The 14,788-nt window shown below is 71.9% G+C and carries 14 protein-coding genes; 9 read left to right on the plus strand and 5 right to left on the minus strand.

The features are described 5' to 3' along the window. The first annotated feature begins 48 nt into the window (after positions 1-48). The 9 genes from mrcB to PSESU_RS02735 all read left to right on the plus strand — a co-directional run bounded on the left by mrcB (position 49) and on the right by PSESU_RS02735 (position 9,497). On the plus strand, positions 49-2,496 hold the full coding sequence (gene mrcB / locus PSESU_RS02695) for a penicillin-binding protein 1B (protein WP_013534229.1): 2,448 nt from the start codon (positions 49-51) through the stop codon (positions 2,494-2,496). A 7-nt stretch (positions 2,497-2,503) separates the two neighbouring features. After that, positions 2,504-3,025: a hypothetical protein gene (locus tag PSESU_RS02700; protein ID WP_013534230.1), complete on the plus strand. Its 522-nt coding sequence runs from the start codon at positions 2,504-2,506 to the stop codon at positions 3,023-3,025. A 61-nt stretch (positions 3,026-3,086) separates the two neighbouring features. Beyond that, positions 3,087-5,132 (plus strand): ATP-dependent DNA helicase, encoded by a 2,046-nt coding sequence (locus PSESU_RS02705; RefSeq protein WP_013534231.1) that lies wholly within the window; start codon positions 3,087-3,089, stop codon positions 5,130-5,132. 62 nt (positions 5,133-5,194) lie between these two features. After that, positions 5,195-5,899 (plus strand): tRNA (adenosine(37)-N6)-threonylcarbamoyltransferase complex dimerization subunit type 1 TsaB, encoded by a 705-nt coding sequence (gene tsaB, locus PSESU_RS02710; protein WP_013534232.1) that lies wholly within the window; start codon positions 5,195-5,197, stop codon positions 5,897-5,899. Between the two features lie 191 nt (positions 5,900-6,090). Continuing rightward, a complete protein-coding gene (locus tag PSESU_RS02715) occupies positions 6,091-6,471 on the plus strand; it encodes a diacylglycerol kinase (protein WP_013534233.1) in 381 nt (126 codons plus the stop codon). A 25-nt stretch (positions 6,472-6,496) separates the two neighbouring features. Continuing rightward, the gene (locus tag PSESU_RS02720; RefSeq protein ID WP_013534234.1) at positions 6,497-7,246 is read left to right on the plus strand and encodes a TerC family protein; all 750 of its coding nucleotides are present in this window, start codon (positions 6,497-6,499) and stop codon (positions 7,244-7,246) included. A gap of 76 nt (positions 7,247-7,322) precedes the next feature. Further along, complete coding sequence (gene lgt, locus PSESU_RS02725) at positions 7,323-8,210, plus strand: prolipoprotein diacylglyceryl transferase (RefSeq protein WP_013534235.1); 888 nt, start codon at positions 7,323-7,325, stop codon at positions 8,208-8,210. After that, entirely contained in the window at positions 8,207-9,001 is a 795-nt protein-coding gene (locus PSESU_RS02730; RefSeq protein ID WP_013534236.1) for a thymidylate synthase, read from the plus strand. The genes lgt and PSESU_RS02730 overlap by 4 nt, the downstream gene beginning before the upstream one ends. A 1-nt stretch (position 9,002) precedes the next feature. Beyond that, positions 9,003-9,497 carry a dihydrofolate reductase gene (locus tag PSESU_RS02735; protein WP_013534237.1) on the plus strand — a complete coding sequence of 165 codons (495 nt, stop codon included), beginning with the start codon at positions 9,003-9,005 and terminating at the stop codon, positions 9,495-9,497. 10 nt (positions 9,498-9,507) lie between these two features. Here PSESU_RS02735 and PSESU_RS02740 read toward each other — a convergent pair whose 3' ends face one another. The 5 genes from PSESU_RS02740 to PSESU_RS02760 form a co-directional block, all read right to left on the minus strand. After that, the gene (locus PSESU_RS02740; RefSeq protein ID WP_013534238.1) at positions 9,508-10,359 is read right to left on the minus strand and encodes a symmetrical bis(5'-nucleosyl)-tetraphosphatase; all 852 of its coding nucleotides are present in this window, start codon (positions 10,357-10,359) and stop codon (positions 9,508-9,510) included. 10 nt (positions 10,360-10,369) lie between these two features. After that, complete coding sequence (gene apaG / locus PSESU_RS02745) at positions 10,370-10,759, minus strand: Co2+/Mg2+ efflux protein ApaG (RefSeq protein WP_013534239.1); 390 nt, start codon at positions 10,757-10,759, stop codon at positions 10,370-10,372. Positions 10,760-10,858: 99 nt separating this feature from the next. Beyond that, complete coding sequence (rsmA, locus tag PSESU_RS02750) at positions 10,859-11,632, minus strand: 16S rRNA (adenine(1518)-N(6)/adenine(1519)-N(6))-dimethyltransferase RsmA (RefSeq protein ID WP_013534240.1); 774 nt, start codon at positions 11,630-11,632, stop codon at positions 10,859-10,861. A gap of 69 nt (positions 11,633-11,701) precedes the next feature. Further along, positions 11,702-13,099, minus strand: coding sequence for a sigma-54-dependent transcriptional regulator (locus PSESU_RS02755; protein ID WP_013534241.1), 1,398 nt, complete (start codon positions 13,097-13,099; stop codon positions 11,702-11,704). A 52-nt stretch (positions 13,100-13,151) separates the two neighbouring features. Beyond that, positions 13,152-14,753 (minus strand): sensor histidine kinase, encoded by a 1,602-nt coding sequence (locus tag PSESU_RS02760; protein ID WP_013534242.1) that lies wholly within the window; start codon positions 14,751-14,753, stop codon positions 13,152-13,154. Between the last annotated feature and the right edge of the window lie 35 nt (positions 14,754-14,788).

Below are 14,788 nucleotides of genomic sequence, written 5' to 3' on the forward strand. Positions count from 1 at the left end.
CTGGATGGGCGCTGCTAGACTCCGGCCATTCCCACGCCCGTACCCCACGTGCCACGCCGCAGACACGATGACAACGACAGCCAGGAGAAGGGCGCCAGCCCGGCCTGGCGCCGCCACCTGCTGACCGCGGTGCTCGCGGCCGTCGCCCTGGCGGCCGGCTTCCTGGTCCCGTACGTGGTCCACCTCAACAGCCAGGTGACCGAGCGCTTCGGCGCGCTGCAGTGGCAGATCCCGACCCGCGTCTACGCGCGCCCGCTGCAGCTGCACCCGGGCATGCCGCTGGACGAGCGCACCCTGCGCACAGAGCTCGACGCCGCCGGCTACCAGGAGGACGGCGAGGGCCGGCGCCAGGGCAGCTACCATGTCGAGGGCGCGCGCTTCACCATCTCCAGCCGTGGCTACACCGACATCGACGGCCAGGTGCCGGCGCGGCGGATCGAGGTCGGGCTGTCCGGCGGCAAGGTCACGCGCCTGCACGACGCCGGCACCGGCAAGGCGATCAAGGCCGCGCGCCTGGATCCGGCGCGCATCGCCACCCTCTACGGCCAGCGCCAGGAAGAGCGGCGGCTGGTGCGGATCGAGGAGGTCCCCGAGCTGCTGACCACCGGCCTGCAGGCCGTGGAAGACCGCGACTTCGCCCGCCACCACGGCATCGACGTCTCCGGCACGCTGCGCGCGATCCTGGTCAACATCCGCGCCGGCGAGAAGAAGCAGGGCGCCTCCACCCTGACCCAGCAGCTGGCACGCAGCGGCCTGCTCGGGATCGGCAAGGAGCAGACCTGGACCCGCAAGATCAACGAGGGCCTGTACGCGCTGATCCTCGAGGCACGCTACGACAAGCGCACGATCCTGGAGACCTACCTCAACCAGGTCTACCTGGGCCAGCGCGGCGGCCAGGCCATCCACGGCGTGGCATCGGGCGCGGAGTTCTGGTTCGGCCGCGACCTGGACGACCTCACCGTCGAGCAGACCGCGCTGCTGATCGGCCTGGTGAAGGGTCCCTCGTACTACGACCCGCGCAAGCATCCGGAGCGCGCGCTGGAACGGCGCAACGTCGCACTGTCGATGATGCATGCCACCGGCCTGATCGGGGACGCCGAGTACGAGCGCGCGCGCAAGGCACCGCTGGGCATCACCAGCCGACCTGGCGTGGCCGCCGCCAACCGCTTCCCGGGCTACATCGACCTGGTGCGCCGCCAGCTGGGCAGCGACTACCCGGAAACCAGCCTGCAGGGCGCCGGCCTGACCGTGCTCACCGGCATGTCGCCTTCCGCCCAGGCCTATGCCGAGGGCGCGGTCACCCGCACCCTGGAATCGCTGCAGACCGGCAAGCGCCCGCCGCTGGAGGCCGCGGTGGTGGTCACCGACGTGCACGGCGGCGACGTGCTGGCGGTGGTCGGTGGCCGCGACGCGGCCAACCACGGTTTCAACCGCGCGGTCGAGGCGCAGCGCCCGGTGGGCTCGCTGCTCAAGCCCTTCGTGTACCTGCTGGCGCTGGCCCAGCCGCAGCGCTTCTCGCTGGCCAGCTTCGTCGAGGACACCCCGGTCACGGTCGAGCTCAGCCGCGGCAGGCGCTGGTCGCCGGGCAACTCGGACAACCGCAGCCACGGCACGGTGCGCCTGATCGATGCGCTGGCCATGTCCTACAACCAGGCCACGGTGCGGGTGGGCATGCAGGTCGGTCCCGACCGCCTGGCCCAGCTGCTGAAGGTGCTGTCGGGAATCGAGGCCGGGCCCAACCCCTCGCTGATCCTCGGCTCCACCGACCAGAGCCCGTACGCGATGGCGCAGCTGTACCAGTTCCTCGCCTCCGGCGGGGAGGTGCAGCCGCTGCGCGCGGTGCGCGGCGTGCTCGACCCGCAGGGCAAGCTGCTCAAGCGCTACGACACCGCCCCGGCGCCGGCCCAGGAGGGCGATTCGATCGCCGCCAAGCTGGTCACCCTGGGCCTGCAGGAAGTGGTCAACGAAGGCACCGCGCGCCAGCTGCACCGCGACGGCCTGGGCCGGCTCGCCCCGGCCGGCAAGACCGGCACCAGCAACGACGGCCGCGACAGCTGGTTCGCCGGCTACACCGGCGACCACCTGGCGGTGGTGTGGGTGGGCAACGACCAGAACCAGCAGACCGGCCTGTACGGTGCCACCGGCGCGATGCGGGTGTGGTCGGGGCTGTTCTCGCGCCTGCCCAGCTCGCCGCTGAAGGTCGACGGCAAGGGGCTGGACTGGAAGTGGGTCCAGGCCGAGGGTTCGTACGTCACCGATGCCGACTGCCCGGGTGCCCGCCGTTTCCCGTTCGTGGCCAGCGCGGTGCCGGACTACGCGCCGTGCGCGCCGGCCTACCTGCCCGACCCGGTGGACGAGGCCGGGGACCAGGCCGGGGCCGGGGAGCAGCAGCCCGGGTTCTGGCGCCGCCTGTTCGGTGGCGGGCGCCGCTCCGCCGAGCCTGCGCCGCCCGCGCCGCCCGCCCAGCCGGCGGGCCCGCAGCCGACTGGTCCATAATGGCGGCATGAACGCCTCCCCCCGTTTCCTGGCCGCGCCGCTGGCGTGCCTGCTTCTGGCTGCCTGCAATACCGTCACCGCGCCCCCGGCTCTCGTGGTGCCGGAGGTCGGCCCGGCCGAGCGCCTGGCCGCGGTGCAGGCGGCTGCCGGGATCGACGACACCGAACTCAACGTGCAGCCACTGCGCGATCCGCAGGTCGAGGACCTGCGCGAGCGCGCCACCGCGGCGCTGGCCGCCGGCCAGGCCGAGGCCGCCGCGGATGCCCTCAACCAGGCCCTGCTGATCGTCCCGGACGACCCGGCGCTGCTCCAGGACCGGGCCGAGGTCGCCCTGCTGCAGGCCCAGTACGACCGCGCCGAGACCCTGGCGCGCCGCGCCTACGACCTCGGCTCGCGGGTCGGGCCGCTGTGCCGCCGCCACTGGGCCACCATCGAGCAGTCGCGGCTGGCGCGCGGGCAGGCGGACGACGCCGCCTCGGCCAGGGCCCAGCTCGCCACCTGCACCGTCCCGGGCCTGCAGCGGTTCTGATGGCGCAGGCCGTGGCGGTCCCGCCGCCGGCCGTGCCGCATCCGCGCACCCGTATCCCGCCATGTCACTCCTAGCCCAGGCCAGCCGCGAGGCGCTCAGCGACGGAGGCGCGCTCGCATCGCGCCTGGACGGCTTCGTCGCGCGCCCGGCGCAGCAGCGCCTGACCGCCGCGGTCGCCGAGGCGATCGAGCAGCGCGAGGTGCTGCTGGCCGAGGCCGGCACCGGCACCGGCAAGACCTACGCCTACCTGGTGCCGGCGCTGCTGTCGGGGCTGAAGACCATCGTCAGCACCGGCACCCGCGCGCTGCAGGACCAGCTCTACCACCGCGACCTGCCGCGGGTACGCGACGCCCTGGGCAAGGGCATCCGCAGCGCCCTGCTCAAGGGCCGCGCCAACTACCTGTGCCGCTACCGGCTGGAACAGGCCAGGGGCGACGGCCGCTTCGCCAGCCCGGAGCAGGCCAGCCAGTTCCAGCGCATCGTCGCCTGGGCCGGGCGCACCCGCGCCGGCGACATGGCCGAGATGGAATCGCTGGCGGACGACTCGCCGCTGCTGCCGCTGGTCACCTCCACGGTCGACAACTGCCTCGGCACCGACTGCCCGTTCTGGGAGGAATGCTTCGTGGTCCAGGCGCGCCAGCGCGCCCAGGCCGCGGACATCGTGGTGGTCAACCACCACCTGCTGCTGGCCGACCTGGCGCTCAAGCAGGAAGGCTTCGGCGAGATCCTGCCCGGTGCCCAGGCCTTCGTGATCGACGAGGCGCACCAGCTGCCCGAACTGGCGGCCAGCTTCTTCGGCGAAGGCTTCGGCATGCGCCAGATCCAGGAGCTGGCCCGCGACTGCCTGGCCGAGTGCAAGCAGACCACCGGCGCCACCGCCGTGGTCCAGGGCCCGGTCCGTAGCGTCGAGCAGGCCCTGCGCGAACTGCGCGCGGCGATGGAAGCGCTGCCGCCGCGCGGCACCCGCTACCGCGCCCTGACCCTGCCGGCGGTGGCCGACGGCTTCGACGTGGTGGCCGATGCGCTGTCCGCGCTGGAGCAGACGATGGAACCGCTGGCCCAGACCTCGCCCGGATTCGAGGCCTGCGTGGCACGCGCCCGCGACCTGGTCGAGCGGCTGGAGCGCTGGCGCGACGGCGATGCCGCCTCCGATGCCTTCGCCGAACCGGCCGAGCAGGAATCGCTGGTCGAGGCGATGGCGGGCGAAGGCGAGGGCGCCAATGCCGAAGCCCTGGCCGCGGCGGCCGCGCGTGGCGGCGAGGTCTACTGGTACGAACTGAGCGCGCGCGGCTTCCGCTGCCAGCGCACGCCGCTGGACGTGTCCGCGCCGCTGCGCCAGCACCGCGAGCGTTCGCAGGCGGCGTGGATCTTCACCTCGGCCACCCTGGCGGTGGGCGGAGGCTTCACCCATGTTGGCCGCAAGCTGGGCCTGTTCGACCCGGAAACCCTGCTCGAACCCAGTCCGTTCGACTGGCAGCGCCAGGCCCTGTGCTACCTGCCGCGCAACCTGCCCGAGCCCAACAGCCGTGATTTCACCCGGGCCATGATCGATGCGGTGCGCCCGGTGCTGGAGGCTTCCGGTGGCCGCGCGTTCCTGCTGTTCGCCTCGCATCGCGCGCTGCGCGAGGCCGCCGCCGCGCTGGAAGGCGGGCCGTGGCCGCTGTTCGTGCAGGGCCAGTCGCCCAAGGCCGAGCTGCTGCGCCGCTTCCGCGAATCCGGCAATGGCGTGCTGCTGGGCTCGGCCACCTTCCGCGAAGGCGTGGACGTGGCCGGTGATGCGCTGAGCGTGGTGGTGATCGACAAGCTGCCGTTCGCCGCGCCGGACGACCCGGTGTTCGAGGCGCGGCTGGAAGCGGTGCGCCGCCGCGGCGGCAACCCGTTCCGCGACGAGCAGCTGCCGCAGGCGGTGATCGCGCTCAAGCAGGGCGTGGGCCGGCTGATCCGCACCGAATCCGACCGCGGCGTGCTGGTGCTGTGCGATCCGCGCATCACCAACAAGCCCTACGGCCGGGTGTTCATGCAGTCGCTGCCGCGCTTCGCCCTGACCCGCCGGATCGAGGACGTGCAGGCGTTCTTCGCCACGTCCGACGCCGTCACCGCCGGCTGAGCCGCGGCGTTACCCTGCATCGCGCCATTCCCGCATCCACGTTCCCCACGAAGACCGCACCGATGAAACTGCTCGCTTTCGAAACCGCCACCGAGGCCCTGTCGGTCGCGCTTTACCTGGACGGGCAGGTCCACGAACGGTTCGAGCTGGCGCCGCGCCGCCACGCCGAGCTTTCGCTGCCGTGGGCGCAAGGGCTGCTGCAGCAGGCGGGCATCGCGCGCTCGCAGCTGGATGCGATCGCCGTGGGCCGTGGCCCCGGTGCGTTCACCGGCGTGCGCCTGGCCATCGCCCTGGCCCAGGGCATCGCGCTGGGACTGGACCGGCCCCTGGTGCCGGTCTCGACCCTGGAGGTGCTGGCCGCCGGTGCGCCGGCCGATGGCCCCGACCGGATCCTGGCCGCGATCGATGCGCGCATGGGCGAGGTGTACGTCGGTGCGTACCAGCGCATTGGCGGGCGCCTGGTCGCGCTGGACCGCGAGCAGGTGCTGGCGCCGGATGCGGTGCAGCTGCCGGCCGCCGACGGCCCCTGGCAGGGCGTGGGTACCGGCTTCGCCGCCGCCGACGGCCTGCTGGCTCAGCGCCTGTCCGCGGGCATGGACGCGATCGACGCCAGCGCGCTGCCGCGTGCCGGCGTGCTGGCACGACTGGCCGCGGCGGCGTTCGAGGCCGGCGAAGCGGTGCCGGCCGAGCGGGTCGAACCGGCCTACCTGCGCGACAACGTCGCCCTGACCCTGGTCGAGCAGCAGGCGCTGCGCGCCCGCAAGTAGGCCTGCCGGGCCACGATCGGACGCGTCCACGGGCCTGCATGCCGTGGGCCGCGGGGGCGGCCATGCGGGGGGATGTGGCAAAATCCCCGTTCCGTTGGCCCGATACCGCCTGATGACGCCCCAGTTCCGGGCCCGGCCCCCCGGCCGGCTTACATCGCCGCCGCGCCGGCACGCCCCCGCAGGGAGCCGCCGTGGCTGACGTCACCGGCCACCTTCCGCGCGGTCCGCGCCGGGTGCTGAGCGCCGCGCAGTGGTCCCTGCAGGGTCTGGCCGCCGCCTGGCGCCACGAGTCCTCGTTCCGGCTGGAGGTCTACCTGTTCGTGGTCCTGGCGCCGGTGGCGCTGTGGCTGGGACAGGACGGCGTGGAGCGTGCGCTGCTGGTCGGCTCGATGCTGCTGGTGCTGGCGGCCGAGCTGCTGAACTCGGCGATCGAGGCCGTGATCGAGCGCTACGGCCCCGAGCCCCACGTGCTGGCGGGACGGGCCAAGGACATGGGCTCGGCCGCGGTCTTCGTGCTGATGATGAACGTGCTGGCGTGCTGGGCCCTGGTCCTGGGCCCGCGCCTGCTTTGAACCCGTTACGACTGGAAATCCCCCGATGAGCTTCGAATTCCTGGCCGACCCGAACGTCTGGCTGACCCTGGTAACCCTCAGCGCACTGGAGATCGTGCTGGGCATCGACAACCTGGTGTTCATCTCGATCGCGGTCGGCCGGCTGCCGGCGGAGAAGCGCGCCTTCGCCCGCAAGTTCGGCATCGCGGTGGCCTGCATCACCCGCATCTGCCTGCTGGTCTCGCTGGCCTTCCTGGCGCGCATGCACACCGAGCTGTTCCATATCGGCGGCATGGGCATCTCGGTGCGCGACCTGATCCTGATCGTCGGCGGCGCCTTCCTGCTGGTGAAGGGCGTCATGGAAATCCGCGAGCTGATCAGCGGCGGCCACGACGACGACCCGCGCACCACCAAGGCCTCGCAGGTGTTCTGGGTGGTGATCGCCCAGATCGCGGTGATCGACATCGTGTTCTCGCTGGACTCGGTGATCACCGCGGTGGGCATCGCCGACCATATCCCGGTGATGGTGGTGGCGGTGCTGGTGGCGGTGGCGATCATGCTGCTGGCGGCCAACCCGCTGGGCAACTTCATCGACGCCAACCCGACCATCAAGATGCTGGCGCTGGCCTTCATCCTGCTGATCGGCGCGGTGCTGGTGCTGGATGGCTTCGACGTGCACGTGCCCAAGCCGTACATCTACTTCGCCATGGCGTTCTCGGTGATGGTCGAGGTCCTGAACCTGCTGATGCGCCGCGTGGCGCGCGCCAAGCAGGTCCCGGGCGCGGGCGAGTTCTGAGCCGGCGGCGCGTCCCCGCCCGGCGGACGCGCCTTCCCTGTAATACAGTCCGAACCTGTTCCCAGCGCGTGGCCACATGATCGTCCTGCACCAGATCGACCCCATCGCCCTGAGCCTCGGCCCGCTGAAGATCCACTGGTACGGGCTGATGTACCTGCTGGCCTTCGCCAGCGCCTGGTGGCTGGGCCAGCGCCGGATCCGCGCCGGCCGCCTGCCCGGCGTGGACGCCAACGGCTACTCGGACCTGCTGTTCTACGGGATGCTGGGAGTGGTCCTGGGCGGGCGCCTGGGCTACGTGCTGTTCTACGCGCTGGGCGACGCCCTGGCCGACCCGCTGATGGTGGTGCGGGTGTGGGACGGCGGCATGAGCTTCCACGGCGGCCTGATCGGCGTACTCGTCGCCTGCTGGCTGTGGTCGCGCCGCCAGGGCCTGCACTTCTTCGACACCATGGATTTCGTCGCCCCGGTGGTGCCGCTGGGGCTGGGGTTCGGCCGCATCGGCAACTACATCGGCGGCGAGCTCTGGGGCAAGTACACCGGCGGCAACTGGGGCGTGGTGTTCCCGAGCGGCCTGCCGGCGCAGTACCAGGGCCTGGAGCCGGCCACGCTGCAGGCGCTGTTCGATGCCGGCATGCTCGACGGGTTCGCGCGCCATCCCTCGCAGCTGTACCAGGCCTTCCTCGAGGGCCTGGTGATGTTCTGCGCGTTGTGGTGGTTCTCCAGCCGGCCGCGCCCGCGCTACGCGGTGGCGGGCATGTTCGCCCTGCTGTACGGCTGCTTCCGCTTTCTGGTCGAGTTCGTGCGCATGCCCGACGCCCAGATCGGCTACCTGGCTTTCGGCTGGCTGACCATGGGCCAGGTGCTGAGCCTGCCGCTGGTGCTGCTGGGCCTGTTCCTGCTGTGGCGTTCGCACGGTGCACCGGTGCTGCAGCCGGTGATCCCCGCTGATGGAGGCAAGGCGTGAAGCAATACCTCGAGCTGCTGGCCCATGTCCTGGGACATGGCACCGACAAGCCCGACCGCACCGGCACCGGCACCCGCAGCGTGTTCGGCTGGCAGATGCGCTTCGACCTGCGCCAGGGCTTCCCCCTGGTCACCACCAAGAAGCTGCACCTGCGCTCGATCATCCACGAGCTGCTGTGGTTCCTGAAGGGCGAGACCAACATCGCCTATCTCAAGGAGAACAAGGTCAGCATCTGGGACGAATGGGCCGACGGGCAGGGCGAGCTGGGCCCGGTCTACGGCAAGCAGTGGCGCCGCTGGACCGGCAGCGACGGCAGCGAGATCGACCAGATCCGCTGGGTGGTGGAGGAGATCAAGCGCAACCCGGACTCGCGCCGGCTGCTGGTCAGCGCCTGGAACGTGGCCGACCTGCCGAAGATGGCGCTGATGCCCTGCCACACCCTGTTCCAGTTCTACGTGGCCGATGGCCGCCTGAGCTGCCAGCTGTACCAGCGCAGCGGCGACATCTTCCTCGGCGTGCCGTTCAACATCGCCAGCTACGCGCTGCTGACCCACATGGTGGCGCAGGCCACCGGGCTTGGGGTGGGCGATTTCGTCCACACCCTGGGCGACGCCCACCTGTACTCGAACCACTTCGAGCAGGCGCGCGAGCAGCTGTCGCGCGAGCCGCGGGCGCTGCCGAAGCTGCAGCTCAATCCCGAGGTGCGCGACCTGTTCGACTTCCGCTACGAGGACATCGCCATCGAGGGCTACGACCCTGCGCCGGCGATCAAGGCCCCGGTGGCGGTCTGAGATGCGGGTCGCCCTGGTGGTGGCGATGGACCGCAACCGCGCCATCGGGCGCGGCAACGAGCTGCCATGGCGGCTGCCGGACGACCTCAGGCGCTTCAAGGCCCTGACCCTGGGCACCCCGGTGCTGATGGGCCGGCGCACCGCCGAATCGCTGGGCCGCGCGCTGCCGGGCCGGACCAACCTGGTCCTGACCCGCAGCGGCGCGGTGCCGTTCGAGGGCATGCAGGCGGTGGCCTCGCTGGAGCAGGCGCTGGAACTGGCGCGCGCGCAGGGCGTCACCACCCTCAGCGTGATCGGCGGCGGCGAGATCTACGCGCTGGCCCTTCCACTGGCCACCGACCTGCACCTGACCCTGGTCGATACCGAGGTGGCGGACGCGGACACCTTCTTCCCGGGATGGGATGCGGGGCAATGGGAGGAGGTCGCGCGCGAGCCGCATCCGGCCGACGCGCGCCACGCCCACGCCTTCGAGTTCGTCGACTACCGCCGCCGCTGAGCGGCGCGCCTCAGTCCTTGCGCAGGTGCGGCGGGATGCCGGACACGTCGCGCCCGGGGACCTGCTGCACGCACAGCCCGTCGCCGTCCAGGCGCAGCGCGGTGAGCTTGCCGCCCCAGACCGCGCCGGTATCGATCGCGTAGACGTTGCGGGCGATGGTCAGGCCGACGGTGGACCAGTGCCCGAACACGATGTTGAGGTCGCGCTGGGCATGGCCCGGGGCCTCGAACCACGGGTACAGGCCGGGGGCCTGGGTGCCGGGCGGGCCCTTCTCGTCGATGGCGATGCGCCCGCGCGGGGTGCAGTAGCGGGCACGGGTGAACCAGTTGATGATCGCGCGCCAGCGGTCCTGGCCGCGCAGGCCGGGCGACCAGTTGGGCTTGTCGCCGTACATGTTGCGCAGCAGGCCGCGGTAGCCGTCCCCGCGCAGCTGGCGCTGGACCTCGTTGGCCAGCTGCTCGGCGACCTCGGTGGTCCACTGCGGGGCCAGGCCGGCATGCACCATCAGCCAGCCCAGTTCGCGGTCCACGTGCACCAGCTTCTGCCGGCGCAGCCAGCCCAGCAGCTCGTCGGCGTCCTCGGCCAGCACCACCCGCTGCAGGTCCGGGTTGACCTTGCGCTTCTCGGCCAGTGGGCGCTCGCCGATGGCCAGCAGCGACAGGTCGTGGTTGCCCAGCACCACCTCGCTGTGTTCGCGCAGCGAATGCACCAGGCGCAGGGTCTCCAGCGACTGGCCGCCGCGGTTCACCAGGTCGCCGCAGAACCAGAGGCGGTCGCTGGCCGGGTCGAACCGGATCTTCTCCAGCAGTCGCTGGGTGGCGTCGTAGCAACCCTGCAGGTCGCCGATGGCCCAGGTGGTCATCGCATCGGCCTCAGTGCAGGGTCCGTGGGGTGGTCAGCAGGAACGGGGCGATCGGCGCATCGAAGCGGGTGCCATCGGCGGCCACCATGTCGTAGCTGCCCTGCATCGAGCCGTCCCCGGTCTCCAGCACCACGCCGGAGGTGTATTCGAAGTCCTCGCCCGGTTCCAGCCATGGCTGCTCGCCGACCACGCCTTCGCCGTGCACTTCCTCGGTCCGGCCGTGGCCATCGGTGATGACCCAGTGGCGCGCGAGCAGCTGCGCTGCAACGCTGCCGCGGTTGCGGATCCGGATGGTGTAGGCGAACACGTAGCGGTCGGCCTCGGGTTCGGACTGGTCTTCCAGGAACCGCGGGTCGACTTCGACCTCGATCGCGTATGGCGTGGAGCAGGAGCGGGACATGGCGACAGTGTAAGCGAACGCCGCGTGAGGCCGGGGCAAGAATGACGCAGGCGGCGGTGCGTCGCCGCATCCGCCGGCATGGTGCGGCGCCGCGTTTGCTCAGGCGTTGGCCAGGCGCACGAAGCCGGCGACGTCGACCTGTTCGGCACGGTCGTCGGCGCTGACGCCGGCGGCCTCGAACTGCTCCGGCGAGCACACGTCACGCAGCGCGTTGCGCAGGGTCTTGCGGCGCTGGCCGAAGGCGGCGCGCACCACGTGGGCGAAGCGGTCGCGGTCGGCGATGTGGATCGTGGCCGGGTCGCGCGGCACCAGCCGCACCACCGCCGAATCGACCTTGGGCGCGGGGCGGAACGCGCCCGGCGGCACCACGAACAGCGGCTGCACCTGGCAGTAGGCCTGCAGCATCACGCTCAGGCGGCCGTAGACCTTGCTGCCAGGGCCGGCGCCCATGCGGTCGACCACTTCCTTCTGCAGCATGAAGACCATGTCCGTGATCGCCGCGGCGTGGTCCAGGGCATGGAACAGGATCGGCGAGGAGATGTTGTAGGGCAGGTTGCCCGCCAGCTTGATCTTCCCGCCGGCGGCCAGCGCGGCCAGGTCCACCTGCAGCACGTCGCGGTGGATGATCTCAAGTTGCCCGACCGGGGCCGCCATCTCCGCCAGCGGGCCGACCAGGTCGCGGTCGAACTCGATCACGGTCAGCGCGCCGTGGCGGCGCAGCAGGGGCAGGGTCAGCGCGCCCTGGCCGGGGCCGATCTCCACCACCCGGTCACCGGGGCGCGGATCGATGGCCTGGACGATGCGCTCGATGTAGCTGGCGTCGTGCAGGAAGTTCTGGCCCAGCGATTTCTTGGGCGTGTGGCTCGTGGTCATGCGCCATTATCACCGCTGGCGGGGCGGCGGCCCAGCATGGGCCGGGGTGAAAGGCGACGCGGGGCCGGCTTACTCCATGCCCAGCTTCTTGAGCTTGTAGCGCAGGGCGCGGAAGGTGATGCCCAGCTGCGCCGCGGCGCGGGTCTTGTTCCAGCGGTTGTCTTCCAGCGCCTTCTGGATCGCGGCGCGCTCCAGCTGCTCGATGTACGAGGGCAGGGCGCCACCGGAAGCCTCGGCTGCGGCTGCCGGCAGCGGGGCCTGGGCCGGGATGGCCTCGGCCGTCGCCGCGGCAGGGCTGGCCGTGCGTACCGGGGCCTGCGGCAGGTGCAGGTCGACCACGTCGATATGGTCGCCCTCGGCCAGCGCCAGGGCGCGCTCGAGCACGTTCTCCAGCTCGCGCACGTTGCCCGGGAACGGATATCGCGCCAGCGCCGCCAGTGCGTCCTCGCCCAGCTGGGGCGTGGGCCGGCCCTGGGCCGCGGACAGCCGGGCCAGGATCGCCGCGGCCAGCTGCGGCAGGTCGCCGGCGCGCTCGCGCAGCGGCGGAACCCGCAGTTCGATCACGTTGATGCGGTAGTAGAGGTCGTGGCGGAAGCGGCCCTCGCCCACCAGGTCGGCCAGCGCCTTGTGGGTGGCCGAGAGGATGCGCACGTCCACCGGCACCTCGCTGGCCGCGCCGACCGGGCGCACCGACTTCTCCTGGATCGCGCGCAGCAGCTTGACCTGCATCGACAGCGGCAGCTCGGCGACCTCGTCCAGGAACAGGGTGCCGCCGCTGGCGGCCTGGAACAGGCCGGGCTTGTCGGCGTGGGCGCCGGTGAAGCTGCCCTTCTTGTGGCCGAAGAACTCGCTTTCCATCAGCTCGGCCGGGATCGCGCCGCAGTTGACCGGCACGAACGGGCCGGACGCGCGGGCGCCCTGCTCGTGGATGGTGCGGGCCACCAGCTCCTTGCCCACGCCGGACTCGCCGAGGATGTACACCGGCGCCTGGCTGCGGGCGACCTTGGCGATGGTGCCGCGCAGGGCCTGCATGGCCGGGGAGTCGCCGATCAGGCGGCCCTGTTCGGGCTGCGCCGGTTTGGCCGGGCGCTCGGCGTTGTTCAGTTCCAGCGCGTGGCGGACCAGGCCGCGCAGCACGTTGAGGTCCACCGGCTTGCTGACGAAGTCGAACGCGCCGGCTTTCAGCGCCTCCACCGCCAGGTCCATGTTGCCGAAGGCGGTGATCATCGCCACCGGGGTGTGCGGGTGGTTGCGCGCGATCTCCACCACCAGCTCGATGCCGTTGCCGTCGGGCAGGCGCATGTCGGTGAAGCAGAGGTCGTAGCGGTGGGATCCCAGCAGCTCGCGCGCCTCGGCCAGGTTGGCGGCGGTATCCACGCGCAGGCCCATGCGCCCGAGGGTCAGCACCAGCAGTTCGCGGATATCACGTTCGTCGTCGACGATCAGGGCGCTGCGGGCTTGATTCATGGCGTGGAACGATAGCCGACTCTTTCAGGCGTGACCAAGTGCGTGACCGGGATCACAGGGGAAGCATGCCGCCCGGGCCGGGCAGGGTGATGCGGAAGCAGGCCCCGCCGCCGGGCACCGGCACGTAGCGCAGGGTGGCCTGGTTGGCCCGCGCCAGCTCGCCGGCGATGTACAGGCCCAGGCCGGTGCCGTGCTCGGAGGTGGTGAAGAACGGCCGGAACAGCTGCGCCACCGTGCCCTCGGGGATGCCCGGGCCGCGGTCCATCACCTCGACCACGGCGTTGCGGTCCTGGGTCGAGACCCGCACCTTCACCCGCGCCGGCTCGTCGGGCATGCGTCCGTAGCGCAGGGCGTTCTGGACCAGGGCGGTGAGGATCTGCTGCAGGTGGGCCGGGTCGACCAGGGCCGGTACCGCGCGCGCCGGCAGGCCGGCCTCGAGGGTGTCGGTCTCGATCGGCATGGTCGCCCGGTAGTCCTCGACGAAGCGCTGGACGAAGCCGGTGAGGTCCACGTGCTCGGGCTTGGCGCGCTCGCGCCGGGCCATGCCCAGCACGTTCTCGACGATGCCGTTGGTGCGCATGCACTGCTGGTGGATGATCTGCAGCAGGCGCCGGTCGGCGTCGTCCATCCCGCGCGATTCCTGCAGCAGCTGCACGGCGTAGCTGATCGCCGCCAGCGGGTTGCGGATCTCGTGGGCGAGGCTGGCCGAGAACCGGCCCATGGCTGCCAGGGTCAGCGACTCGGCCCGGCGCGAGACCACGGTGGCATCGTCCAGGAACACCAGGGACAGGTCGCTGTCGGCCAGCAGGCGGGCGAAGCGCGGCTGCACCTCGGCCTGGTCCGGGCGCAGCTGCAGCGGGCTGCCGTCGGTCCCGGCTCCCTCGCGCCAGCGCTGCAGGCGCCGCGCCAGCTCCGGCGCGGCGGTGGCCAGGCGGCCGTCGTGCGGGTCCGGGGCGGCATCGCCCAGCAGCAGCATCGCCGCCTCGTTGGCCAGGGTGATGCGGGTATCGCCGTCGACCACCAGCACGCCGGTGCGCATGCGGCGGATGATCAGCTCGTTGATCTCCACCAGGTTGGCGACCTGGGCGCCGCGGCTGTCGGCCAGCTGCTGGCTGGTGCGCGCGCGCTGGCCGATCTGGTGGCCCAGCCAGGCCAGGGCCAGGTAGCTGGCCACGAACATGGTCAGCTCGGCCAGCGAGCGCGGCTGGCCGCCGCTGCCCAGCAGGGTCCATATGTATTCGCCGACCAGGGCCAGCGAGGCCAGCACCGCCACTGCCAGGCCGTAGCGCAGGCGCAGCAGCATGGCCGCGGCGACCACGTTGAACAGCAGCATCATCGCGATGCCGGCGCCGACCCCGGGCAGGGCGTGGGTGGCCAGGGTCGCGGCGACGATGTCGGTGAGCGCGCCGGCCAGCACCACCAGGCTCAGCGGGCGCTGGCTGCGGCCCAGGGCAAGCAGGACGAAGGCGGCGGCCAGGTAGGCGGCGGCCAGGAAGCCGGCCAGGGCCAGGTTGGCCGGGCCGGCCAGCTCGCGCAGCGGGCTCAGGGCCAGGGCGGCGATCAGCGCCGCCTCCAGCACCCGGTACAGGCCGAAGGCCTGCAGTTCCCGGCGCGGCAGGTATTCGATCCGGTCGATCAGAGAGGGTTGCGTCAAGCGGGGCTCCCGGGCCGGCGCGGTGCCCAAAGTAT

Origin of the sequence: Pseudoxanthomonas suwonensis 11-1 (genome assembly GCF_000185965.1) — a bacterium.
Lineage (GTDB): Bacteria > Pseudomonadota > Gammaproteobacteria > Xanthomonadales > Xanthomonadaceae > Pseudoxanthomonas > Pseudoxanthomonas suwonensis_A.

What these genes read in the sequence shown, in the direction of transcription:
- PSESU_RS02705 (WP_013534231.1), top strand. Translation starts at nt 3,087, where the DNA reads ATGTCACTCCTAGCCCAGGCCAGCCGCGAGGCGCTCAGCGACGGAGGC.
- apaG (WP_013534239.1), bottom strand. Translation starts at nt 10,759, where the DNA reads ATGTCCCGCTCCTGCTCCACGCCATACGCGATCGAGGTCGAAGTCGAC.
- PSESU_RS02755 (WP_013534241.1), bottom strand. Translation starts at nt 13,099, where the DNA reads ATGAATCAAGCCCGCAGCGCCCTGATCGTCGACGACGAACGTGATATC.
- rsmA (WP_013534240.1), bottom strand. Translation starts at nt 11,632, where the DNA reads ATGACCACGAGCCACACGCCCAAGAAATCGCTGGGCCAGAACTTCCTG.
- PSESU_RS02740 (WP_013534238.1), bottom strand. Translation starts at nt 10,359, where the DNA reads ATGACCACCTGGGCCATCGGCGACCTGCAGGGTTGCTACGACGCCACC.
- PSESU_RS02700 (WP_013534230.1), top strand. Translation starts at nt 2,504, where the DNA reads ATGAACGCCTCCCCCCGTTTCCTGGCCGCGCCGCTGGCGTGCCTGCTT.
- PSESU_RS02735 (WP_013534237.1), top strand. Translation starts at nt 9,003, where the DNA reads ATGCGGGTCGCCCTGGTGGTGGCGATGGACCGCAACCGCGCCATCGGG.
- PSESU_RS02720 (WP_013534234.1), top strand. Translation starts at nt 6,497, where the DNA reads ATGAGCTTCGAATTCCTGGCCGACCCGAACGTCTGGCTGACCCTGGTA.
- tsaB (WP_013534232.1), top strand. Translation starts at nt 5,195, where the DNA reads ATGAAACTGCTCGCTTTCGAAACCGCCACCGAGGCCCTGTCGGTCGCG.
- lgt (WP_013534235.1), top strand. Translation starts at nt 7,323, where the DNA reads ATGATCGTCCTGCACCAGATCGACCCCATCGCCCTGAGCCTCGGCCCG.